The 23728-nt window shown below is 60.5% G+C and carries 23 protein-coding genes and 2 pseudogenes; 10 read left to right on the top strand and 15 right to left on the bottom strand.

What is annotated here, in order from left to right; all coding sequences use genetic code 11:
* From HZ99_RS13030 to phnC, 5 genes are read right to left on the bottom strand one after another with little or no spacing between them, the layout of a single operon-like run.
* Entirely contained in the window at positions 1–870 is an 870-nt protein-coding gene (locus HZ99_RS13030; protein WP_003127731.1) for a LysR family transcriptional regulator, read from the bottom strand.
* Positions 864–1874, bottom strand: a complete 1011-nt coding sequence (gene ptxD, locus HZ99_RS13025) for a phosphonate dehydrogenase PtxD (RefSeq protein ID WP_003127732.1) — start codon at positions 1872–1874, stop codon at positions 864–866. The genes HZ99_RS13030 and ptxD overlap by 7 nt, the downstream gene beginning before the upstream one ends.
* Positions 1875–1882: 8 nt before the next feature.
* Positions 1883–2710, bottom strand: coding sequence for a phosphonate ABC transporter, permease protein PhnE (gene phnE / locus HZ99_RS13020; protein ID WP_010466252.1), 828 nt, complete (start codon positions 2708–2710; stop codon positions 1883–1885).
* An 8-nt stretch (positions 2711–2718) separates the two neighbouring features.
* Entirely contained in the window at positions 2719–3582 is an 864-nt protein-coding gene (phnD, locus tag HZ99_RS13015; RefSeq protein WP_010562501.1) for a phosphate/phosphite/phosphonate ABC transporter substrate-binding protein, read from the bottom strand.
* Positions 3579–4406, bottom strand: coding sequence for a phosphonate ABC transporter ATP-binding protein (gene phnC, locus HZ99_RS13010; protein WP_003118432.1), 828 nt, complete (start codon positions 4404–4406; stop codon positions 3579–3581). Before phnC ends, phnD begins: the two co-directional genes overlap by 4 nt.
* A gap of 342 nt (positions 4407–4748) precedes the next feature.
* On the opposite strand from phnC, the pseudogene HZ99_RS13005 reads away from it, so the two are divergent.
* Positions 4749–5259 (top strand): annotated as a pseudogene (locus HZ99_RS13005) (IS5-like element ISPst7 family transposase); the annotation flags it as partial.
* Positions 5260–5778: 519 nt separating this feature from the next.
* A complete protein-coding gene (gene ltrA, locus HZ99_RS13000) occupies positions 5779–7047 on the top strand; it encodes a group II intron reverse transcriptase/maturase (RefSeq protein ID WP_010562502.1) in 1269 nt (422 codons plus the stop codon).
* Positions 7048–7337: 290 nt separating this feature from the next.
* On the opposite strand, the pseudogene HZ99_RS29610 reads toward ltrA, so the two are convergent.
* The 7 genes and pseudogenes from HZ99_RS29610 to HZ99_RS12975 all read right to left on the bottom strand — a co-directional run.
* Positions 7338–7703, bottom strand: a pseudogene (locus HZ99_RS29610) (AAA family ATPase); the annotation flags it as partial.
* A gap of 75 nt (positions 7704–7778) precedes the next feature.
* Positions 7779–7952, bottom strand: coding sequence for a hypothetical protein (locus tag HZ99_RS29005; RefSeq protein WP_016712140.1), 174 nt, complete (start codon positions 7950–7952; stop codon positions 7779–7781).
* Between the two features lie 319 nt (positions 7953–8271).
* Positions 8272–9045 (bottom strand): E2 domain-associated cysteine-rich protein, encoded by a 774-nt coding sequence (locus tag HZ99_RS29605; RefSeq protein ID WP_073624886.1) that lies wholly within the window; start codon positions 9043–9045, stop codon positions 8272–8274.
* The gene (gene pycC, locus HZ99_RS12990; RefSeq protein WP_003127475.1) at positions 9042–10586 is read right to left on the bottom strand and encodes a Pycsar phage resistance system uridylate cyclase PycC; all 1545 of its coding nucleotides are present in this window, start codon (positions 10584–10586) and stop codon (positions 9042–9044) included. The genes HZ99_RS29605 and pycC overlap by 4 nt, the downstream gene beginning before the upstream one ends.
* An 80-nt stretch (positions 10587–10666) precedes the next feature.
* Entirely contained in the window at positions 10667–11593 is a 927-nt protein-coding gene (gene pycTIR / locus HZ99_RS12985) for a Pycsar phage resistance system effector protein PycTIR (RefSeq protein ID WP_010562503.1), read from the bottom strand.
* 508 nt (positions 11594–12101) lie between these two features.
* Positions 12102–13190: an endonuclease/exonuclease/phosphatase family protein gene (locus HZ99_RS12980; RefSeq protein ID WP_038443545.1), complete on the bottom strand. Its 1089-nt coding sequence runs from the start codon at positions 13188–13190 to the stop codon at positions 12102–12104.
* Positions 13191–13262: 72 nt separating this feature from the next.
* Positions 13263–13925: a YciC family protein gene (locus tag HZ99_RS12975; protein ID WP_038443544.1), complete on the bottom strand. Its 663-nt coding sequence runs from the start codon at positions 13923–13925 to the stop codon at positions 13263–13265.
* Between the two features lie 169 nt (positions 13926–14094).
* On the opposite strand from HZ99_RS12975, the gene HZ99_RS12970 reads away from it, so the two are divergent.
* From HZ99_RS12970 to HZ99_RS12960, 3 genes are all read left to right on the top strand, one after another.
* The gene (locus HZ99_RS12970; RefSeq protein ID WP_038443543.1) at positions 14095–14811 is read left to right on the top strand and encodes a DUF2076 domain-containing protein; all 717 of its coding nucleotides are present in this window, start codon (positions 14095–14097) and stop codon (positions 14809–14811) included.
* A 119-nt stretch (positions 14812–14930) separates the two neighbouring features.
* Complete coding sequence (locus HZ99_RS12965; protein ID WP_038443542.1) at positions 14931–15407, top strand: NYN domain-containing protein; 477 nt, start codon at positions 14931–14933, stop codon at positions 15405–15407.
* Between the two features lie 25 nt (positions 15408–15432).
* Positions 15433–16044: a PolC-type DNA polymerase III gene (locus HZ99_RS12960; protein WP_038443541.1), complete on the top strand. Its 612-nt coding sequence runs from the start codon at positions 15433–15435 to the stop codon at positions 16042–16044.
* Between the two features lie 63 nt (positions 16045–16107).
* Here HZ99_RS12960 and HZ99_RS12955 read toward each other — a convergent pair whose 3' ends face one another.
* The gene (locus HZ99_RS12955) at positions 16108–16566 is read right to left on the bottom strand and encodes an Lrp/AsnC family transcriptional regulator (protein WP_038443540.1); all 459 of its coding nucleotides are present in this window, start codon (positions 16564–16566) and stop codon (positions 16108–16110) included.
* 160 nt (positions 16567–16726) lie between these two features.
* Here HZ99_RS12955 and yedA point away from each other — a divergent pair, with 160 nt between their 5' ends.
* Complete coding sequence (yedA, locus tag HZ99_RS12950; RefSeq protein WP_038443539.1) at positions 16727–17623, top strand: drug/metabolite exporter YedA; 897 nt, start codon at positions 16727–16729, stop codon at positions 17621–17623.
* A 48-nt stretch (positions 17624–17671) separates the two neighbouring features.
* Positions 17672–19003: a DEAD/DEAH box helicase gene (locus tag HZ99_RS12945; RefSeq protein WP_038443538.1), complete on the top strand. Its 1332-nt coding sequence runs from the start codon at positions 17672–17674 to the stop codon at positions 19001–19003.
* 120 nt (positions 19004–19123) lie between these two features.
* Here HZ99_RS12945 and HZ99_RS12940 read toward each other — a convergent pair whose 3' ends face one another.
* Positions 19124–20359: a TIGR03862 family flavoprotein gene (locus HZ99_RS12940; RefSeq protein WP_038443537.1), complete on the bottom strand. Its 1236-nt coding sequence runs from the start codon at positions 20357–20359 to the stop codon at positions 19124–19126.
* Between the two features lie 174 nt (positions 20360–20533).
* Positions 20534–21454: a histone deacetylase gene (locus HZ99_RS12935; protein WP_038448062.1), complete on the bottom strand. Its 921-nt coding sequence runs from the start codon at positions 21452–21454 to the stop codon at positions 20534–20536.
* 76 nt (positions 21455–21530) lie between these two features.
* Here HZ99_RS12935 and HZ99_RS12930 point away from each other — a divergent pair, with 76 nt between their 5' ends.
* From HZ99_RS12930 to HZ99_RS12920, 3 genes are all read left to right on the top strand, one after another.
* Positions 21531–22100 (top strand): GNAT family N-acetyltransferase, encoded by a 570-nt coding sequence (locus tag HZ99_RS12930; RefSeq protein ID WP_038443536.1) that lies wholly within the window; start codon positions 21531–21533, stop codon positions 22098–22100.
* Between the two features lie 142 nt (positions 22101–22242).
* Positions 22243–23112, top strand: coding sequence for an acyl-CoA thioesterase II (tesB, locus tag HZ99_RS12925; RefSeq protein WP_038443535.1), 870 nt, complete (start codon positions 22243–22245; stop codon positions 23110–23112).
* Positions 23109–23696 carry an HAD family hydrolase gene (locus HZ99_RS12920; RefSeq protein ID WP_038443534.1) on the top strand — a complete coding sequence of 196 codons (588 nt, stop codon included), beginning with the start codon at positions 23109–23111 and terminating at the stop codon, positions 23694–23696. Before tesB ends, HZ99_RS12920 begins: the two co-directional genes overlap by 4 nt.
* Positions 23697–23728: the final 32 nt, after the last annotated feature.

Below are 23728 nucleotides of genomic sequence, written 5' to 3'. Positions count from 1 at the left end.
TTATCCAGCTAGATCTGCCTCCTCCAATAAGTGCCGCACAAATCCCGGCGGGTGCAGATTTCCGGGAGGTTTGCGCCAGATCAGTTGGAGACGCTTTTCAAGCCCCGGGATGGGAAGAGCTACCAGCGCGCCACTGCGAACTTCGTCTTGTACTGCGGAAGCCATCACCAACGACACGCCGAGTCCCGCCCTCACTGCTTGTTTGACTGCCTCGGTGCTGCCTAGCTGCATACCGCTGCGAGGCACGCCCAGTTCGCCAAAGTATTCGGTCAGAAGCCGTCCGGTACCGCTACCCGGTTCACCTCCCAGCATCGGCAGGTCCACCAGACGATCACGTTCTATGCACCCTGCTTCAGCCAGCGCATGGTCGGGGCTGACGATAAGCACCAGCGGCTCGACCCGCCAGAGGCGGTGTTCGAAGTCGGGGTGAGGTAGCCACCATTCCATGATCGCGGCGTCGAGCTGGCCCGCCAGTAGCTGGTCGGCCACATCCGGGTTGGCGGCGATGCGCAGATCCACCTCGCCCCTCTCATTTGCGGTCGTCAGATAGTTGCGCACGAATGGCAGGAGAAGGTAGGTGCCGATGTTGGAGCTGGCCCCGACGCGCTCACGATTGCCATGCAGGGCTTCTAGCGCCCGGGCGTGCATGTCGAGCAAGGCGGTCGCATGCGGCATGAAGGCCAGCGCCCGTGTGGTAGGCTGGCAGCCGCTACGACTGCGCTGCACCAGCGTTACGCCGACCTGCTCTTCAAGCTTCTGCAAGTGCTGCGACACCGTCGGCTGGGCCAGCCCCAACGCCCTCGCCGCGCTCTGAAAACTGCCTGTTTGAACGATCGCTACCAGGCTCTTCAGCCAGACCGGATTCAACATGCGGCAGGCTCGGCCTTGGGCAGACGGTTCGCAGCGTTGATTGGGCGCGCACCTGCCAATGCCTGGATGATGTTCTGCGCTGCACAACGTTCAATCTCCAGGCGCACCGCGCGCACTGCCGACCCTATGTGCGGAGTGAACAGCGTATTCGGATGCGCGAGCAGCGCAGGATCGATCAGCCGCGGCCGGTCCGCGCGAGCCCAGTCTTCCATTTCGAATACATCCGCCGCATACCCGCCGAGCTGGCCTCGCTCAAGCGCCGCGAGCACGGCGGCTTCATCCACTACCGAACCACGACAGGGGTTTACAAGCAGAGCGCCCGGCCGTACGAGGGCAAGCAGCTCGGCGTTGACCAGATGCTGGGTATCGGCATTCAAGGGAAGCGCCAGCAGGATGAAGTCCGAGCTGGCGAAGAGTTCGCTGCACGCCACCCGGCGCAGGCCGAGCCGTTGCTCGGTTTGTGTATCCAGAGCCTTCGCCTCGTGGTACTGCAGGGTCGCGCCCCATCCCTGCAAGCGATCAGCCATGGCCAGTCCGATGGCGCCCATGCCAAGGATGCCGACCGTAGCGTTATCCAGCCCCGTGCCGTAGAACTGTGGTTGCCAGCCCTGGAACTTGCCAGAGCGGACGAACGCATCTGCTGCCCGCAGATGCCGCCCCAGCCCCACCGCCAGTCCGATCGCCAGCTCGGCAGTCGGGACCGTCAACAGATCAGGCACGAAGGTCAGCCAGACCCCGCGGGCAGTACAGGCGTCCACATCGAAATTGTCGAAGCCCTTGAGCGCGCAGCCGACTACACGCAGCTCAGGGCAGGCTTGAAGAAAGTCTGCATCGACCCGATCGGGCATGAACGCCATCATCGCCTGAGCATCGCGGCAGCGGCGCAGAATTTCCTCGCGCGGCAGCGTGCTGTCGGTCTGGTTGGTCATCAGCTCGCAATGTGGCGCCAGCAGTTGCAGGATCTCATCGTGTACTCGGTGAGTTATAACGAGTTTCGGCAGCATGGTTTGTCCTATTTGAAACGTTTGCGCAGCACGCCACTGAAGGCGTCTACTAGCGTGACCATGGCCAGGATGACCAGCAGGATTGCTGCAACCTCCTGGTACTGCATGATGCGCAGCGAGCCCATGAGTTCGAAGCCGATACCGCCGGCGCCAACCATGCCCATCACGGTGGAGGCGCGAAAGTTGTATTCCCAGCGGTAGATCGCCACGTCGGCGAACTGCGGCGTCACCTGTGGCAAAACCGCGTGCAGCAGCACTTGCATCGGCGTAGCCCCCGCCGCCCGAGCGGCTTCCACCGGCGCTTCGTCGACGTGCTCGATGGCCTCGGCGAAGAACTTGCCGACCATGCCGACCGAATGCAGACCCAGGGCAAGCACGCCCGGCAAGGCGCCGAACCCTACGGCTGCAACGAAGATGATGCCCATGATCAGCTCCGGCACCGACCGCAGGGCATTGAGCAGCACCCGGGCAACACCGAACACAAGGGGGTGCGGCGCCGTATTGCGCGCTGCAACGAAGGCCACCACCAGCGAGAACACCACTGCGATGGCCGTACCGGCGATGCTCATCGCCAAGGTGTCGATCAAGGGGCGAATCCAGCTTCGATAGCCCGAAAAGTCTGGCGGCATGGCCTCGCCTGCCAGGGTCGCGATGGAGGGCAGCCCGTTCAGCAGCGTGGTGGCATCGAGCAGCCCCACGTACCAGCAGGCCAACAGCACCACTCCGAATACAATCGCCACCTGCCCCAGCTGGCGCCACCAACCGAGGCCGAAGCCTCGAAGGATGTGCTCGCGTTGCTCTGCAGGCAGCGCCTGCACGTCGTAATGAGTAGACATATCGGTGCTCACATCGTGGCGAAGTCGAGGCCGAGCAGCGATCCCATGTTGCGGATCACATCGTAGTCGGCGTCGGTGATTGGCGCGAAGGCCTCGGCCTTGAAGTTGCGCAGCACTTCGGGATCGTCGATACCGACGAATACATCCCGCACCTTGGTTTTCAGCTCGGGGCTCAGGTTCGAGCGCATCGCCCAGGGGTACTGGGGGTATTCGCCGCTGTAACCAAGTACTTTCACCTTGCTCGGATCGATTAGGCCACGTTCGACTGCGTGATTGAAAATTACCTCCGACAGCCCACCCGCATCGGCGTTGCCGTTCGCCACGTTGACGGCAACGGCGTCATGCGTGCCCACAAAATGTTGTTCGTAGTCCTGCCCACCCGTCAAACCGGCCGTCTCAAGAAGCACGGCTTTGGGAATCAAATGGCTGGACGTCGATGCCCGGTCACCATAGGCCATCTTCTTGCCCTTAAGGTCGGCATACTCATTCACGCCTGACGCCACATTGGCGATAATCACCGAGCGATAGGTCGGCTTGCCGTCGATGACCATGGCAGCGAAGGGCTCGATGTCGCTTTTGCTTTTGGCCATGACGTAGGACAGCGGACCGAAATACGCCAGGTCGATACGGCCAAAGCGCATCGCCTCAATCATCGAGGAATAGTCGGTGGTTACGATCAGCTGCACCTTCTTGTCCAGATGCTCTTCCAGATAATCCTTCAGCGGCTGGTTACGCTTGATCAGCTCGGAGGCGTTTTCGTCCGGCAGCAGGGCAACCTTTAGCACATCCGGATCGGCATCGGCCGCTAGGGCGGACAAACTTGAAACAGCGGACAGCAAGCAAGTCAATAAGAGCGCGGATAAGCGTTTCATCGGGACATCTCCAGTGAAGGTTCGAGCATGACAGGTGGTTCAGCCGGAGCATTCGCTGGCTGAGTCGTAGAGCGGCCTGCATAGATGCGCTCAAGCTGCGCATCGGTGAGTTCCGAGGGCGCGGCATCGAAAACGATCTGAGAATCGGCCAGCCCGACGACGCGATCGGCGAAGCGGCGGGCATATTCGAGTTGATGCAGCGAAACGATGGCGGTGATGCCGTCTTCCTTGCAGATGTCGCGCAGCAATCCGAGAACACGGACCGAAGTGGCCGGGTCGAGACTGGCTACCGGCTCATCGGCCAGAATGATCGCCGGCTGTTGCGCTAGCGCACGCGCGATGCCTACCCGCTGCTGCTGGCCACCGGACAGTTTGTCCACCCGGCTTAGCGCCTTGTCTGCCAGACCGACCCGAGCGAGGCAACTGAGCGCAATCTCCTGATCGGCACGCGGCAGAGGAAACAGCGAGCGGAGCGTGTTGTGAAAGGCCAGCCGACCGGTAAGCACATTAGCCAGTGCGCTTTGACGTTCGATTAGCTGGTGGTGCTGAAAGATCATGGCGGTACGCCGACGATGCTGACGCAAGGCCGAGCCGCTGCCGAGTTCACCGAGTTCGCTGGTGACACTGCCGCCAGTGGGCGTGACGAGTCGATTGAGACTACGGAGCAAGGTCGACTTGCCTGCGCCCGAGAGACCAAGCAGCACGGTGAACTCACCACGCCGAAATGCAATCGAGGTATCGCGTAGGGCTGTCACGCCGCCTGGATAGACGACGCTCAACCGGTCGACCCGCAGCACGGCGTCCTGTATCGGATGGGGCGTCATTTGATCACCTTTCGCAATATTGCTGGCCGCACAATTGCGGTTCGCGATGCAAAGGGTAGAAATTCCTTGTTAACGCACTGTTTCTAAAGGATGACATTTCGATGAATACTTCGAATCTGCCGTAGCGGGGCGGCAAGCGAAGCCGTGGAAGAACGGGCGCAACGTAGCGTCTTTCTTCACGCGGGATACAGGAGGCTTTGATTGATACTGCTGCGGATTCGCTACAGTAACGTTGGGCCAGAACGTAATGCCATCCAAGCAAGAGAGCGCACACTAGGGAAACTCTGAAGAAGACTTCCAGATTTTGGCAAAATACCCGGATTCCACCCACCGAGTTTCCCGATGAAGCAGATGACCTTCGCCGACGCCGAGTACGCTGGCAAGCGCAAGCAAACCCGCAAGGAGTTGTTCCTGATCGAGATGGATCGGGTGGTGCCGTGGAAGGGCTTGATTGCTTTGATCGAGCCACATTATCCGAAGGGTGAAGGTGGCCGTCCGGCCTACCCGTTGATGGCGATGCTGCGTGTGCATCTGCTGCAGAACTGGTTCGGCTACAGCGATCCAGCGATGGAGGAAGCGCTGTACGAAACCACGATCCTGCGCCAGTTTGCCGGGCTGAACCTGGAGCGCATCCCCGACGAAACCACCATTCTCAACTTCCGCCGCTTGCTGGAGAAACACGAGCTGGCGGCCGGCATCCTCGCTGTCATCAATGGCTCTGGGCGACCGCGGCCTGTCGCTGCGCCAGGGCACCATCGTCGATGCAACGCTGATCAATGCGCCCAGTTCGACCAAGAACAAGGACGGCAAGCGCGACCCGGAAATGCACCAGACCAAGAAGGGAAACCAGTATTGTGTGTCACGAACACAGGTCAGATGACCTGTGCTGCTGTGCCGAAGATGGAAGTAGGCCTTCCGAAGTCGGCTTGCAGGAGCGGACTTCAAACCACCCGGTGCTGCTGCATCCAAAAGGTGTGGTGGTGAGCGACCGAGGAAAAGTCATCCCTGAGGATGGCAGGTGAGTATGGAGAAGATGAGCGAAAGCAAACCGTCCGATGACGCATCGTTATGCCCAAGGTGCTGCCGAAACTGAGGTGGAGTACTGGCTTCAGGACAAGTCGGGGCGTTACCTGCTTACGGACCCGATGGCAGCCGGTGTATAGGCGGCATGATCTTCATACAGGCTTTGGTACGGAACGTGAGAACCTTGTTCCAGATGCGAAGGAAAATGACAAATGGCCAACACCATGAGGAAGAATACCGATGCTGGAACGAGGGGCGGAGCTTCCCGTAGTAGCGATGAAGCCTCTGTAATGGAGGTGGAGCGAAGGGGCGGCGTTATCCGGCCGACGAGCGTTGCCAACCTCCGGGGATGAGTGGCGTGAGCTCGGCGAAACCTTATGACATAGCGAAACGCACGGTATGGGACGCCTACCAGCAGGTCAGGGCCAACCGCGGTGCTGCCGGCATCGACGATGAAACCATCGCCGATTTCGAGCGGGATCTGTCTAAGAATCTCTACAAGCTGTGGAATCGGATGTCGTCGGGGTCGTACTTCCCGCCTCCGGTCAAGCAAGTAGAAATTCCCAAGGCATCGGGAGGCACGCGCAAGCTGGGAGTGCCCACGGTTGGTGATCGTGTCGCGCAAACCGTGGTCAAGCTTCTCATCGAGCCGGAGCTGGACTCGATCTTCCACTCGGACTCCTATGGGTACCGGCCGGGACGATCAGCGAAGCAGGCGGTGGCGATCACGCGTGAGCGCTGCTGGCGATACGACTGGGTGGTGGAGTTTGATATCAAGGCAGCCTTCGATCAGATCAATCATGGGTTGCTGATGAAGGCGGTGCGCCTGCACATCAAGGAGGACTGGATACTTCTGTACATCGAGCGGTGGCTGGTTGCGCCGTTCGAAACGGATGACGGCATGCGCGTCCCACGCGAACGCGGCACCCCGCAAGGTGGAGTGCTCAGTCCCCTCCTGATGAATCTGTTCATGCACTATGCCTTCGACACCTGGATGCAACGTACCAGCCCCAACTGCCCGTTTGCCCGCTACGCCGATGATGCGGTGGTGCACTGCCGCAGTCGAAAGCAAGCGGAGTACGTGATGCGCTCCATTGCTTCACGGCTGGCTGCCTGTGGCTTGACGATGCACCCGGAGAAATCGAAAGTCGTGTACTGCAAGGACAGTAACCGTCGCGCAGGTTATCCGCATGTGAGCTTTACCTTCCTCGGCTTCACCTTTAGGCCGAGGAAGGCGCTCAGCAAACAAGACCAGCTCTTCACGAGCTTCCTTCCGGGAGCGAGTGCGGATGCCTTAAAGCGGATGCGGCAAGCGGTACGCAGGTGGCGACTCAATCGCCAAACCCACGTGACGCTGGTCGACGTGGCTCGGCTCTACAATCCAGTGATACAGGGGTGGTGGCAATACTATGGCTCGTTCTATCGGACAGCCATGCTTGGCATCTTCCAGCACATTGACCGCGCGCTTGAACGCTGGGCCCGACGAAAATACAAGGCCCTTCATAGGCGCAAGCGGCGCATTAGCCAATGGCTGGACAAGATGCGGACTGTGGTACCCCGGCTGTTTCATCACTGGCGAGTGACCGGGCAGCAAGGTTGGATAACGGGAGCCGTATGACGCGAGAGTGTCACGTACGGTTCTGCGAGCGGCTGCGGGGGCAGTTCCCGCGGCCGACTCACCATTTCGGCAGTGCGACCTGAAAGTCGCATGGGTTTCTGTTCCGCAGGTTAACGCCCGACGGAACCGACTGTTCCACCACTCGTTCCCTACCCAGACAGGCGTGGCCGGTAACAGCCGGGTCTGAAGCTCTGGGGACAATGTAACCGCCGATATTTCGGTAGGTCGAACCGCGAGGCCAGACTGAATCTGCCAGCATCAAGGCGGAGAGGCGCTAGGGATGAACAGGTACCCGCCAACTGCACGGGGGTGATGGTGCTCGCTTGGCGACTGGCTTCTTGCTGGAGGTTAGAGATTGCTTCGGCAATTGCCTTGGTCTGAGCCACATAGCTGCCGGATAGGTTGGCAATCACAATGCAGCAACGCGGTAACTCCAGAGCGGCGCTCATCAGGCAGCTGAGTGTGTAGGTGCTCACGGTAGCCAGCGTACCGCCGCCGATGACAGTAGTGCTCGCGTTTTCAAGGTAGGGCGGCAACTCATCGAGCATGATCAGGGTCGGTTTGTCCCCGATAATTTTCTTCCAGCCAGCCTGATCGACCGCGCGAGGGCCATTGACCCAGTAGGGCTTGATGGCTTCCTCTTCGCCTAGTTGGGTAGTCGCGAATGATGGGGTTGAATGTGCATGCCTGCTTGACTGTCTTGAGCATCTGCTCGACTCCCTGAGAAATACTTAATCGTTGCTCGACTGACTGGAGGGTGGGGTGGGCTGCGGAATGGAAAGCTCCTGACTCACCTGCTGCAGAAACCACTCACGCATGGTCAACCCACGCGCCTTGAGTGCGGCGTAGATCTGCTGCTTTTGGGCAGGATCAACCTCGATCACAACGCGATTGCTAGTTTTCATAGGCATGGGCACCTGGCTTAGGTTTGTAACGTGACGTGATGTTATGTTCGAAGGGGAGGGGCTGGAAGCCCTGGCGTACATTAATTTATTTTCTCTTTTAGGAGCATCTTGAGGTAGGCCCCCGTGGCCTGGCCGTTACTTCTGCCAAGTACTAAAAACGGGGTACCGGCCGGTCATCATGGCCTTCGACTGCTCAGGGTTAAGATCCTGTTGTTGCTCCTGCCAGTTGCCTGATCAGACGAAACGTCCCCGGTATGAGCGGCGGGCTGCTAGTCCAGATGCCGACTCGCCTGGGGACCAGCCCGAATTACACCGGGACTTATGGGCTGAGTGGGCAGCTATCGCAGGAACCACAGCAAGGCTTGCCGTGCATGGAGTCCCAATATTGCCGCTCAGCCTCTTCCCAGTCCCGCAATGCGAAAGCCAGTTCGGTAGCCTGCTTTGCATGGTCATGGCAGCGTCGAATTCGTTTAGGACGGCGGCGTCCATACAGGCCGCAGAAGCAGCGCCTTTTTTGGTTGATTACCCGCCGGGACTTTTCCCACACGCTAAACAAAGGCACTGTTCCGGAGATCACATCCAAGATAGGTCGCTCTTTGGACTTTCTGCGCTTGAGCCCTAGCTGATTTACCGCAAGATCGTTAGCGATTTTGCCACTGATTGCGCTCGCAGCCTTCTGCGCTCGCAGTTGATGTCGAGCTGCGTCGCCGTGTGCCCACGCGGAACCATTCGGCCATCTGCGCAGAGTGCGAGCGCGCTCTTGAAGCTTTAGGTATTTGTAGATTGTCTCAAGCCAGGCACGAGCGGACGGCTCGTCTGAGACAGGAAGCGGATTGGCGCCCGCGTAAAACAGACAGAACGTACCATCATAATTGATGTGCCGTTCCGGGCAAAAGCCTGGCAAGTGATGTGGTGTGCTTTCGCGTGCTTCTATCCATTCACCGTCTTGGCGTAAATGCAGCTTGTAGGGGAGCGTTCTCCCGTCCACCAGCCGAATCGGAAGATCAAGCGTTGCTGTCTGCGGAACGGATGTTACACAGGTACCCCCGAAATCTGGGGCGACCTGTGCAATCAGGTCGAGCGCTGTGCTCAACGGCTGCCGTCTACTTTCTGGCGGGAGTGGGGCTGCACCTGACGCTCATCTGCGCGAATGATGGCGGCGGAACCCGCATAGGCTTCCGAGCGAGCTTGCTTCGCAGATGCGTCCCCATCATCTGCCAGGGCTTCGGTAGCTTCGTTGTAGTCCAGGTGTGATGTCTTACGACTCTTCCCAAACAGGTTCTGCACAGCTTTCGATGCTGCGTCGTAAGCTACTTGCCCGATCGCGGTTTCCACCCCCGAACACGCGCATTGGCGTTTCTCAGACTCGATCACGCTACGCCCGATAGCGCACCTAACTCTATTACCCTTGGCGCCCAGGCGCGTGACGGCTATTGGGCCCAGATCGAAGCCAATCGCGAGGCCGAGGTCGCCGGTTTCAATACCTTCGGCGTTCAGCCGCTCAATTGCGAGATTGAAGCTGCTGCGCAGTGCACCTGCTAGCCGTGTGGCCTCGGATACTGACTTCTCTTCGTCAGTAGTATGCGCGGTGCCGTCACAGGATAGGGCTTGCACGCAGTCTCCGATGAAGCGCACCCGGCGCCCTTCGAAGTCGGAAGTCACGACCCGCTCCAGCTCGGAGCGGATGACATGCAAAGTCCGCACGACATCGTCGGTCTTCTCGTTGATGTGATCGGCCACGTAGGCTGTGAAGCCATCAATATCGGCGTAGAGGCTCACCATCTCCTGTCGCTTCGAGTTGGCCGGAGTCAGCGAGTAAATGTCCATATCACGCAGGGGTGGGGTTTGGCGGGAAAACTGGTAACCGCCAATGGGGTTCTTTTTCAGATCCTCACGCCACTCCTCGACGATCTCGTCGGACGTGACATCCAGCTTGGCCGCATCCTGACATGCCTTGATCTCTATCGCGGTTAGGGCAGATTTTTCCGGCTCATCGCTTTCCGCAAGGCCGATGGCCTTACGAGCATTGTTGGTCAGATAGATACCCCTGGCCTTGTTATTACTGGCCAGTTTCGCGGCATGGTTCGCTGGATCGCCCAGGAACAAGGGTTCGCGGTACCCGCTGCGGCCATTGTTTACAGCAAGAGCTAGGCCGGTATCGATGCCAATTCGAACCTTGGCTGCTGGGATTTGCTCATCGTCGTCGCCCGTCTCTGCAAGCACGTCAATGATCAATTGCGCAGTCGCAACGGCGCGTTGAACACGCTTGGTCTCAGCGCCGGACTCAGTGTTGTACGGCTTAGTGAAAAGGGAGTGCAGCCGCTGACTGTGGAAGTCGACGCGGCGCGCATCAACCTTGTTGAGAATTCGCTTGACTGCCCGGTAGTGCTGGTCAAGAAAGCGCAGCGTGCGCTTGTGACACTCTGTGCCCTCGACTGCAGTGATGTTCAGCATGTCCTCGAGATTCATGATGTCCGCATACATGTGGACCCCATCCACGCGGTACGCGGTACTGGTAGGAATCGATTCCAACGACATGTCGCGCACGTAATCCTTGATGGTGATTTCCTCAACATCAGCGATCTTCTGGTCTATGTGTTTTGCAGCGCGATCATGGTTCCAGCTCTTGCTCATCGATCACTCCTTCGGGTGATTGGGCGCGCTGCAATGCGGTAGGCAAGCGCATGCCAAATTTGCTTGTTGACAGATATCCGTTACTTCGGTCCTAGCTTGTTGAAAATGGTGCGTAGCTGATTGCAGGCTGGAGATAGGCTGGAGGGCAGCTGGTCTTCACTTTTCGTTAGGCGATATCCGATGGTTGTCAGCCCTTTCAGATCTGACGGCAGATGTACCTCGTCACCCCTAGGCTCAAGAAGGAAGGTTCGTGCCCTGCCAAGTCGTCCTACGAACAGGCCAAGCTCGAAAATGACGTTGTCGCGCGGCGTATTCTTGGTTTCCTCGCGCATTGTGACGGAGTCGTCCGGCTGTGCGATTGCGATGGCAAAATCGCACTCGTCCAGTTGCTCTTCGAGGCTTTCAAGGGCGTACTGCGATGCGCGGAAAACGCCTTGTGTCCAGGTCTTTACGAAGAACTTGTCGTGCTCAAGGTTATTCTCGATTGCCCGGGCAATAGGGAGTGCCTCGACCGAGCAAATGATGAATACGTGGGATGACTGATGGGCAGGAAGCACCATGTCGTTTCGCTGGTGTAGTCGATCGACCAGTTGCCGAGTGACCTGTCGCCAAACCGAGGGATACGCGTCCGCAATGGACTTGAAGTCTGCCGCGCTGACCTTCAAGACAATCGAGGGCTCGGTGGCCAGTACAGTAGCAGAGCGCTTCGCTGTTGGGACCAGAGCAGCCATTTCTCCGACGTGATCGCCGCCCCCTCGTGTTGCGACTTCACGATCATGGACCTTCACCTGGAAATGCCCTGTGATGATGAAATAAACCTCGGAGTCCTCCGCGTCCTCGGTAATGAGCACAGCATCCTTAGCGATCTCCTCCAGCGTTCCTACCTCTGCGAGGCGGCGTGCTAGGTCTTGATTTCCGAGTACCAGCTTCTGCTCAAGCAGTACTTCCTCAAGAACGGCGCGGCCTGACGGCCCTTCAAAGCGATCGATCAACTTCCCAGTAGTCATGATGGTGAGCATTCCCTTGCGAAGAGGTTGCGGGGGCGTTCACAGAGAAATGGGGACGTGCGTCACCCTTTCAAGGGGCGCTGAAGAAAAGATCTGGGCATGGCGGGCGCTCAGGGACGCAGGTTCAAACTCTGTTTGATTGCATTCGGGAGTAGTGGGCCGAATGTTCAGTGTCAAACATTTTGTGCTGTAAGACCTGACGTGCTCTGGTACACCTGTCAAACCTTCTCTTGATTGGCGTCAGTTTTTGTCAATCAATGGGGGTGAGTTTGACGGTCAATGGGGAGTCGCCGAAATAGCATCATAGGTAGGGATTACGGGCGATTTGGCGGTGTCAATCGAAGGAACGTAATTTGATAGCTCACACTACTGGCCGGATGACCCCTTGGTGGCGGAGGCGACTGCGCGGATCAAGCCGCGCAAGTAATCCCGATGAAGATCTAACTGTAGGCGCAGGCAAGCCAGCTCCTACACAAACCCTATTTCACATTGGGTTGTGTGTTGTGGGTTATTGCGCCGCGGGCAGCAGGAACCGCGCGATCACCGGCAGGTGATTGGAAATACGCAACGTATCGTCCTGCCTCACCCGCGCCTCCACCTTCTTCAGCCTCGGGCTATAGAACAGATAATCCACCGTGCGATCCGGCCCATCGAGGCTTGGGTCATTGGGGAAGTGAGTCAGCCACTGCGCCCGGTCAATCCCGCTGGATTGGCTGTTGCTGGGGACCATCGGGTATTTGTCCCACAGCAGATGCAGTTCACTGTCCGGCGAATACTGCCCACGCTTGCCAGCGTCCAAGCGCAGGAATTGCCCCAGCGGCAGCAGATTGAAGTCCCCGCCAATCAACCAGGGCGTGCCATGGCTCTCGAATTTATCCAGCAGCTTGATGGTTGCCTGCACTTGTTCGCGCACCGCACTGTGGCCGGGGGCGGGGTTGTCCAGGCGGGTGTTGAGCACTGCCAGTTGGCCACCGTCGCTCAGCGGCAGGTAGCTGAGCAGCAAGGCAGGCTTGGGCTGGAACTGGCGGCTGATCAGATTGGCCGAGGCCACCGGCAGTTGCAGGCGTTCGGCGTGTTCGATCTGGTAGCGGCTCAGCGTCACCAGCTTGCGGCCGACGCTGCCGAAAATATGCCAGTCGGGCACGAAATCGGCCTTCCAGTCGAAGGCCTGGACGCTGCATGGGTAGAGGTCTACCAGACGCTCCTGGAGCAGCGCCAGTTGGTCCTGGTAGTGGGACGGCTTGGCGTCTTCGTCCAGTTCCTGCAACAAGAGCACGTCTGGCTGTTCGTCACGGATCACCCGCGCCACTTCGTCCAGGCTGGAGGCCATGTCTTCAAGGGTGGGGCGTTTGTCCGGGCCGCTGCCGTCGGGGGTGTCGTACCAGAACACGTAGTTCTTGCCCGCCAGGTACTGCACGTTCCAGGTCATCACCTTGAGCGCCTGGCCGGGCAGCAGCGTCGGCGCGCGCGGGGCCTCGCAGCTTACAGGCAGGGTTTCTTTGTCGGCGGGGCGCCAGGTCAGGCTGTAGACCAGGGCGGTCAGCAGGCCTGCCAGGATCAGCAGGCTCACCAGTGTTATTCGTAGTAAACGGGTCATCGGCTCGCCTTATGGCGCTGCTGGACAGGCCCCGAGCATACCCGAGCGGTGGCCGGGAGCCCAAGGGGCATGTTAGCGGGCGTCTGCATCACCGGCGATCAGCATGAACAGGCGGAACAGCACCACGCTGGTAAACAACTGCAAGAAGCTATGGACGCTGTCGATCAGCACTGCCAGCAGCGGGTTCTGCAGGTCGGGCCAGGCCGCGACGCTGGCGCCCTTGAGCAGCCACAGTGGAGTCATCACGCACAACAGGCAGACCAGGATGCGCAGGAAATGCCCCCGGGTCAGACGGAAACTTTCCTTCATCGCCGCCAGCGCCGGCATGCCGCGCAGTACCAGCAGATACTCGGCGAAGGCCAGTGTCACCATCAACCACAGCCCCGGCAGGAAATACAGTGACAGCCCCAGCAGGATCAGCAGGGTGCTCATGGCGGTCAACAGTGCATAGCGTGGCCACAGGGCCAGCGCCATGGCCAGTACGTCGGCGGTGCGAGGCGACTCGCCACGGCTGCGGGCGTCGAGGAACAGGATCAGGGCAGCGGTGTACAGCGGGTACACCAGCAACCCCACGAACATGCCGTAGCCAGGGAACGCATCCGGGCCCAGCGAACGGTCGAGCACTTGTTGCAGGACCGCTTCCAGAACCACCAGCGGCAGGCAAAGCTGCACGATGGCGCCCAGGTTGCGCTGGAAAAAGTAGAAAGAGTCGCGCAGAACGGTCAACGGATTCATCAAAGTCATCGCAGGCGGAAAAAGCAGCGGACACTTTAACCGATCACCGGCAAACGTAAACCTTGGGTAAAGATCATTGAAACGCCGCGGGCCAGCCCCATTACTGGTGGCGTACCTTGCCCATTGCGGGCGGGACGCGGACTTTTACCGGCAATCTAACGAGGTCGCCATGAACAGCGAAGAGCAAACCCTGATCGATGGACTGTTTTCTCGGTTGCAGCAAGCCGAAACGGACTCAGCCCCCCGCGACGTCCAGGCAGAAGCGCGGATCAAGGAGCACATCACTCGCCAACCGGCCGCCGGGTATTTCATGACCCAGGCGATTCTGGTGCAGGAAGCCGCGATCAAGAGCCTGGATGCGCAGAACAAGGAGCAGGCGCAGCACATCCAGCAATTGCAGGATCAATTGCAACAGGCCAGGTCAACGCAGCCGGCTGCGGGCGGTGGTGGTTTCCTGTCGAGCATCTTTGGTGGCAGCGCCCGTGAGCCGCAGCCTGCGCCCAGCGCGCCGGCATCGGGCGCGGGTGGTTGGCGTGAGCCGACCCGGCCGGGCTTCAACAGCGCGCCTGCGCCGCAACAGAACTATCAGCAACCCCAGCAGGCAGCGCCCGCAGGGAGTGGCTTTCTCGGTGGAGCCTTGAAAACCGCAGCCGGCGTGGCCGGTGGTGTGATGCTGGCACAAGGCATCAGCAGCCTGTTCAGCCATAACCAGCAGCCGCAGGTGGTGGAAGAGATCATCCGCGAAGAGCCGGCGCCTGCCAGTGACAACAGTGGCTGGGGCAACGATGATCAACGTTTCGCCGGCAATGACAGCACGGACAACTTCGCCGACGGCGGTTATGCCGACGATTCCTCCTACTTTGGCGACGACGATTCCTTCGTCTGATGCTCACTGAACCGGGGCGCGCTGTCGCCCCGGTCTGATTTTTCTCGGAAACCTCCTCTTCGCTGGCATACTGGCGGCCTTTACGGGCCATCACGTCCCCGGGGCCATGAGGATATGCGGTGAAAAAAATAGCAGTGTTCGCCGATGTCCAGAACCTCTACTACACCGTGCGCCAGGCCTATGGCTGCCACTTCAACTACGCGGCCTTGTGGGCCGATATCAGCCAGCGCGGGCAAATCGTCGAGGCGTATGCCTATGCCATCGACCGTGGCGACAGCAAGCAGCAGCAGTTCCAGCAGATCCTGCGTAACCTGGGCTTTACCGTGAAGCTCAAGCCGTACATCCAGCGCAGCGACGGCTCGGCCAAGGGCGACTGGGACGTAGGCATCACCATCGACATCATGGACGCCGCCGCCCATGTCGACGAAGTGGTGCTGGCCTCGGGGGATGGCGACTTCGACATGCTGCTCGAGCGCATCATTCATAAGCATGGCGTCGAGGCCGTGGCCTATGGTGTGCCGGGGCTCACGGCCAACTCGTTGATCCGCGCGGCCAGCCGCTACGTGCCCATCGAAGGCGCGTTGTTGCTCAAATAGATTTTCAAATGGGGTTGGAACAGGTTTGGAACGTATAGCGGTCATCGACTTTGAAACCACCGGCATCTCGCCGAGCAGCCATTGCCGGGCCACGGAAATCGCCGTGGTCATCCTGGAGCACGGCCAGATCGTGGATCGCTACCAGAGCCTGATGAACGCCGGCGTACGCGTGCCGGGGTTTATCGAGCAACTGACGGGCATCAGCAACGCCATGCTGCGCAGCGCACCGCCGGCAGAGCGGGTGATGAACGAGGTCAATGAGTTCGTCGGCACCACACCGCTGCTGGCCCATAACGCCGCGTTCGACCAGAAGTTCTGGGACTTTGAACTGGGCCTGATCCGCCGTACCCGCCTGCAAAAATTTGCCTGCTCACTGCTCCTGGCACGCCGGTTGATGCCTAGCGCACCGAACCACAAACTCGGCACCCTGACTTCCTACGCCCAGTTGCCCCACACCGGCAAGGCTCACCGGGCAATGGCGGACGCGCAAATGGCAGCCAACCTTACCGCCCACTTGGCCCAGGAACTGCGCCACACCCACGGCTTGCGCGAGCTGTCCCATGATCTGCTGTGCAGCCTGCAGAAAGTGCCGGCGGCGAAGATCACCGATCACCTGAAGAAACATCGCGGGTTCTGATCTCACTCCAGAGCGCAACAACGATCAACATGTGGGAGTGGGCTTGCCGGCGACGGGAGCGGTTCAGGCACCGCCATTCTTCCCTTCCAACTGCCCCAGCGGCACCCGCCGCTCGATGGCGCTCGACAGGATGATCGAGGTCTTGCTGAAGCCGAATTTCGCCACGCGGTTGATCAGGTTTTCCAATTCCGGCATCGAACCCACCGCCGCCTGCATGATCACGCACGGGTCGCCGGTGACCCGGTGGCATTCGGTCAGCTCGGGGATTTCGGCCAGGGCGTCGTAGACTTTCTGGCTGCCGTGGTTGGTCAGGCGCAGTTCGATCACGCATTGGATCGGCAAACCGACTTTGGACAGATCCACCTTGGCCTGGTAACCGGTGATCACACCACTGGCTTCCAGCTTGGCCACGCGTTCGGCCACGGCCGGGGCGGAGAGGTTTACCGTGCGGGCCAGTTGCGCGTAGGTGGCGCGGCCATCCTCCAGCAGGGCACTGAGGAGCATGCGGTCGTATTTGTCCATTAATAAGGCTCTGGCAATAGGGGGCTTTCGAATGCAAGGCTTATAGCCCTGATAACCATGATTTGAAAAGTGTATGGGCACTTTAAACAGGTTTTGTAACTTATGTTTACGGGTGTGGATTCCTAAAATAGCCATCCCTTGTCTTGCCGCAGAGCTGCCCATGCCTGGCCCACGTCGTTTTCCCTTACCGTTGATCGCCGCTTTTTTTGCGTTGTACGTGATCTGGGGCTCTACCTACCTGGTTATCCGCATTGGCGTTGAGTACTGGCCGCCGTTGATGCTGGCGGGGATCCGCTTTTGTACGGCGGGGGCGCTGATGTATGGCTACTTGCGCTGGCGCGGGGTGCCGGCGCCGACTTGGGGGCAGTGGAAAGCCGCTGGCATGATCGGCATCTTGCTGCTGACGTTCGGCAATGGCGCCGTGAGTGTGGCTGAGCACACCGGCGTGACCTCCGGCGTCGCCGCGCTGGCCGTGGCGACGGTGCCGCTGTTTACCTTGCTCTGTGGCTATTTCTGGGGCGCGCGTAATACCCGTCTGGAATGGGCCGGGGTGATTCTGGGGATGATCGGTATCGCCATGCTCAATATGGGCTCCAACCTGCAGTCGAGCCCGCTGGGCGCTGGGCTGCTGTTGTTCGCCGCCGCTTCCTGGGCGTTTGGTTCGGTCTGGAGCCGGCACTTGCCGTTGCCCCAGGGCGCCATGGCCAGCGCCGCCGAAATGCTGGTCGCCGGCGTGGTGCTGTTGATCGGCAGCGCCCTCAAGGGCGAGCACCTGGAGGCGATGCCCCCGGTGGAAGGCTGGCTGGCCCTGGCTTACCTGACCGTGTTTGGCTCGATCATCGCCTTCAACGCTTATATGTACCTGCTCAAGCACGTGCGCCCAGCTGCGGCCACCAGCTATGCCTACGTCAACCCGGCCGTGGCGGTATTGCTGGGGATTGTGTTTGTCGGCGAGACCATCGGCCTGGAAGAAGCCCTGGCGATGCTCGTGATCATCAGCGCAGTGCTGTTGATCAGCCTGCCCCAGTGGCGTAAGCCGAAGCCGGAAATAAGGTAAACTGCCGCGCATTACGCCCTTGCGCTGAATTTTTCCTACGGTAAACACATGACTTTCGCCACACTTGGCCTGATCGAACCCTTGCTGCGCGCCCTTGAGGCGCTTGGCTACCAGACCCCGACGCCGGTGCAGGCGCAAGCCATTCCGGCGGTGTTGGCCGGTCGTGACCTGATGGCTGCGGCCCAGACCGGCACCGGCAAGACCGCAGGCTTTGCCGTGCCGCTCCTGCAACGGCTGACCCTGGAAGGGCCCAAAGTCACCGCCAACTCGGTGCGCGCGCTGATCCTGTGCCCCACCCGCGAGTTGGCCGAACAGGTTCACGCCAGCGTTGCCCAGTACGCCGAACACCTGCCGCTGACCACCTACGCGGTGTACGGCGGCGTCAGCATCAACCCGCAGATGATGAAGCTGCGCAAGGGTGTCGACGTGCTGGTGGCTACGCCTGGCCGCCTGATCGACCTGTTCCGTCAGAACGCGCTGAAACTCAATCAGTTGCAAACCCTGGTGCTGGATGAAGCCGACCGCATGCTCGACCTGGGCTTCTCGGAAGAGTTGGCGAACATCTACCGCATGCTGCCGAAAAAGCGCCAGACCCTGCTGTTTTCCGCGACGTTCTCCGATGATATCCGCCTGCTGGCCGGGCAGATGCTCAATGACCCGTTGAGCGTCGAAGTCAGCCCGCGCAACGTTGCCGCCAACACCGTCAAGCAGTGGGTGGTGCCGGTGGACAAGAAGCGCAAGGCCGAGCTGTTTGTGCACCTGATGCGCAAGGGCAAGTGGAAGCAGGTGCTGGTGTTCGCCAAGACCCGCAATGGCGTGGATGCGCTGGTAGATAAGCTGCAAGGCCTGGGGATCAATGCCGACGGCATCCACGGTGATAAGCCACAAGCTACGCGCCAACGTGCCCTGGACCGCTTCAAGGCCAGCGATGTGCAGATCCTGGTGGCCACCGATGTGGCGGCCCGTGGCCTGGATATCGAAGATTTGCCGATGGTGGTCAACTTTGACCTGCCGATTGTCGCCGAGGATTACATCCACCGTATCGGCCGCACTGGACGGGCGGGCAACACCGGTGAGGCGATTTCCCTGGTGTGTGCCGATGAGGTGAACATGCTCTCGGCCATCGAGATGCTGACCCGCCAAACCCTGACCCGCAACATGGAAGCGGGCTTCGAACCGGAACACCGCGTGCCGGACACCGATGCCAGTGGCCAGGTGGTGAAGAAGCCGAAAAAGCCGAAGAAGCCCAAGACCTCGGGTGGTGGCGGCAAGCGCAACCTGGGCAAGTGGGTAGAAAGCGGGGAAGTGGCGGCAGAGCCGTCGATCAAGCCGGTGCGCAAGGTGCCGGTGTTCAATACCGGGCCGCGTAAGAAGAAGTAATTTTTTGGGCGCCCATCAGGGCCTCATCGCAGGCAAGCCAGCTCCCACATTTTGATCTGTGAACACATTCAAAATGTGGGAGCTGGCTTGCCTGCGATGGCGGACCTGAGCCCACTGCACCTACCGGTGCTTTAGCCATTCCAACACCCCGCGCCCCGCCGCCCGCCCGCTGGCAAAACACCCCGTCAGCAAATAGCCGCCGGTCGGTGCCTCCCAGTCCAGCATCTCCCCGGCACAAAACACCCCCGGCAATTGCTTGAACATCAAGCGCTCATCCAGCGCTTCAAACGGCACGCCGCCTGCGGTGCTGATCGCTTCATCCATTGGCCGGGTTTTCACCAGGGTCAGCGGCAGAGCCTTGATATCGGCAGCCAATTGCTGTGGGGCGCTGAAATGTTCGGCGGGCGCCAATTCGCGCAACAGCGCGGCCTTTACCCCATCGAGCCCCAAGTGGCTGTGCAGATGTTTGCTCATTGAGCGTGAGCCCCGGGGCTTGGCCAGTGCCGCCTGTACCCTGTCCAGCGGCTTGCCCGGAAGCAGGTCGATATGCACGGTGGCTGCCCCGTCGCGGTTGATGGCTTCGCGAATCGGCGCCGACAGGGCGTAGATCAAACTGCCTTCGATGCCGGTGGCGGTGATCACGCATTCGCCGAGTCGAGGCTTGTCATCCCCCAGGCCGATGGCGACGTTTTTCAACGGCGCGCCAGCGAATTTGCCGACCATCAAGTCGCTCCAGCCTTCCACCTCGAAGCCGCAGTTGCTCGGTTGCAGCGCTACGCAGGGCACGCCTTTGTCTTCCAGCAACGTGAGCCAGGCACCATCGGAGCCCAGGCGCGGCCAACTGCCACCACCGAGAGCCAGCAGTACGGCATCGCTGTGGACCGTTTTCTCGCCATCGGGGCTGTGGATAATTAAGCCACCGTCCGCATTCCAGCCCAACCAGCGATGACGGGTGTGGATAACTACCCCCTGGTCGCGCAAGCGCTTGAGCCAGGCGCGCAGCAGCGGCGCGGCTTTCATATCGGTGGGAAACACGCGTCCGGAACTGCCGACAAACGTTTCTATCCCCAGGCCATGGATCCATTCGCACAAGGCCTCGGCGCCAAACTGACGCAGCAGCGGGGCAATGTCCGGTGCCCGTTCGGCATAGCGTGAGAGGAACGCCGGGTAGGCCTCGGAATGGGTGATGTTCATGCCGCCAACCCCGGCCAGCAGGAACTTGCGGCCCACCGACGGCATACCGTCATACAGGTCGACTCGGACCCCGGCCTGGCTCAAGACTTCGGCGGCCATCAGCCCGGCGGGACCGCCGCCGATGATAGAGACGTGATGGGGCTGGGCAGGGATCTGGGGCATGGCGTTGACTGCGGTTCGGCGAAGTAAGCCGAGCATTCTACCCGAGGACCGTAAAACTGCCTGATCAAAAAACGTACATCTTCCTACAGGCTAAGTAATGCCTGCCTCACAGGTGCTTACGCTCAAGTTATCCACAGGCCGTTCCACAGGCATTGTGGGTAACGCGCCCACACTTCAATGACAGCCTGATGACGTCCAGACCCGCTGGGCGCTGTGGTGCAGGATGCCGTGGCGGCGGGCTAGGGCCGGGCGATCCTTGCTGTAGCCGCCACCAATCACCCCCATTACCGGAATATCGCGGCCCAGGCAGTGGCGCATGACGCTTTCGTCACGGGCGGCGACGCCTGCGTCTGTCAGCTTGAGATAACCCAGGGCGTCGTCCTTGTGCACATCGACACCCGCGTCATACAGCACCAGGTCGGGCTGGTAGAGCGGCAGCAGGTAGTTGAGGGCGTCGTCCACCACCTTGAGATAGTCGCTATCGCCCATGCCCATGGGCAGCGGGATATCCCAGTCGCTGGTGGCCTTGCGCGCGGGGAAGTTCTTTTCGCAGTGCAGGGACACGGTAATGGCATCCGGCGTGTCGTGGAGGATGCGTGCGGTGCCATCGCCCTGATGCACGTCGCAGTCGAAGATCAGCACCCGGTTGACCCGCCCACTGGCCAGCAGGTAATGGCTGATCACCGCCAGGTCATTGAAGATGCAAAAGCCCGCCGGGTAATCGTAATGGGCGTGGTGGGTGCCGCCCGCGAGGTGGCAGGCCAGGCCGTGTTCCAGGGCCTGTTCGGCGGCCAGCAACGACCCACCCACCGCACGCACGGTACGCCGGGCCAGGGCTTCGCTCCAGGGCAGGCCGAGGCGCCGTTGGTCTTCGCGGGACAACTCACCGCTCATATAGCGTTCGATATAGCCAGGCTCATGGGCCAGGGCGAGGATGTCTGCCGGGCATAACTCGGGGCGCAGCAGCTGGCTGTCCTGGGTCAGGCCGCTGTCGACCAGGTGATCGCGCAGCAGCCGGAACTTGACCATGGGGAAGCGATGATCCGCCGGGAACTCGGGGCTGTAGTCGTCGTGGTAGATCAGTGGCAAAGGCATGGCAATTTCTGACAGGAACCAGCGACGGATCTTAACAGCGCTGTACACTCACGCACATGGCAAGGGAGGGGGAACGATGGAGCCGATACTGGAGTTGGAAAGCGCACGCCTGGTGTTGCGTCAATGGCGCGACAGCGATCTGCCGGCCTTTGCCCGGATGTGCGCCGATCCGCAGGTGATGCGTTATTTCCCGGCGCCCCTGGATCGCCTGGAAAGCGCCGCATTGATCGGGCGAATTCGGGGGCATTTTGCCGAGTACGGGTTTGGCCTGTGGGCTCTGGAGCGCAAAGACAGTGGCGAATTTATCGGCCTGACGGGCTTGATGAATGTCGGCTTTGAAGCTGACTTCGCCCCAGCGGTGGAGATTGGCTGGCGTCTGGCCCGCGAGCACTGGGGCCTGGGCTTCGCCAGCGAGGCGGCCTGGACCGCATTGCGTTGTGGTTTTGACCGCCTGCAACTGGAGGCGATTGTGGCCTTCACCACCGAGGCCAACCTGGCGTCGCAGAAAGTCATGCAGGCCATTGGCATGCATTACGATCCGGCGGCAGATTTTCAACACCCCAGGCTCGCGGCGGATGATCCGCTGCGCCATCATGTGTTGTACCGCATCACCCGCGCCCAATGGTTGGATACGCTGCACGGATAGGCAGGCGGGAATAATGAATAAATCCCTGTAGGAAGCCGGCTTGCCGGCGATGGCACCTTCTGCTTTACGTGATTGCCTTGCGCAGGCCATCGCTGGCAAGCCAGCGCCTACAGTAGAAACAGTGCTGCTCTGAGGAGAGTGTATGAGCCAAGTGTTGGAAGATCTGGTCGACTTGCTGACCCTGGAACCGATTGAAGAAAACCTCTTTCGCGGTCGCAGCCAGGACTTGGGCTTTCGCCAACTGTTCGGCGGCCAGGTATTGGGCCAGTCGCTGTCGGCGGCCAGCCAGACTGTCGAAGAAGCGCGGCATGTGCATTCGTTGCATGGCTATTTCCTGCGCCCTGGGGATGCCGGGCTGCCAGTGGTCTATCAAGTGGACCGGGTACGCGATGGCGGCAGCTTCAGCACGCGCCGGGTGACGGCGATCCAGAAGGGCAACCCGATCTTCACCTGCAGCGCCTCGTTCCAGTACGACGAAGAAGGCTTCGAGCACCAGACCACCATGCCGGTGGTGGTGGGCCCGGAGAACCTGCCGTCGGAGCTGGAGCTGACCCAGCAGCGCGCGCACCTGATTCCCGAAGCCATGCGTGAAAAACTGCTGTGCCCCAAGCCGATCGAAGTGCGCCCGGTGACTGAGAAGGACCCGTTCAACCCACAGCCGAGCGATCCGATCAAATACGTGTGGTTCCGTGCCGATGGCGCCCTGGCCGACCTGCCGGCGTTGCACAAATACCTGCTGGCCTACGCCTCGGACTTCGGCCTGCTGACCACCTCCTTGCTGCCCCATGGCAAGACCGTGTGGCAGAAGGATATGCAAGTGGCCAGCCTGGACCATGCGTTGTGGTTTCACGCCGACCTGCGCGCCGATGACTGGTTGCTGTACGCCATGGACAGCCCGTGGGCCGGCAATTCCCGTGGGTTTTCCCGTGGCAGCGTGTACAACCGCGCCGGCCAACTGGTGGCCTCGGTGACCCAGGAAGGCTTGATCCGCCATCGCAAGGACTGGGCGTGAGCCTGGCGCACGTCAAACACTGGGTGTTTGATATGGACGGTACGCTCACCGTGGCCGTGCATGACTTTGCGGCGATCCGCGTGGCACTGGATATCCCGCTTGTCGATGACATCCTCACCCACCTGGCGGCATTGCCTGCGGCAGAAGCCGCAGCCAAGCATGCCTGGTTGCTGGAACATGAGCGCGAGCTGGCGCTGGGCTCAACGGCGGCCACGGGCGCGGTGGAACTGGTTCGGGACTTGGCGGCACGGGGCTGTCGCCTGGGGATCCTGACGCGCAATGCTCAGGCGTTGGCGCACATCACCTTGCAGGCCATCGGCCTGGCGGACTGTTTTGCCGTGGAAGATGTATTGGGCCGTGACGACGCCCCGCCCAAGCCGGACCCCGGTGGCCTGCTGAAACTGGCGCGGGCCTGGGAGGTGGCACCCAGCCAGATGGTGATGGTGGGGGACTATCGCTTTGACCTCGATTGCGGCCGGGCGGCGGGGACGCAGACGGTGTTGGTCAACCTGCCTGAAAACCCATGGCCGGGATTGGCCGATTGGCACGCCAGGGACTGCGCGGCATTGCGCCAGATGATCTAAACCAAGCATCAAAAATCAAATGTGGGTTTTGT

This window comes from Pseudomonas fluorescens (genome assembly GCF_000730425.1).
In the GTDB taxonomy this organism is placed as follows: Bacteria; Pseudomonadota; Gammaproteobacteria; order Pseudomonadales; family Pseudomonadaceae; genus Aquipseudomonas; species Aquipseudomonas fluorescens_X.
The sequence above is the reverse complement of the archived record's forward strand: the minus strand, read 5'-3'. Positions and strand labels throughout refer to the sequence as shown.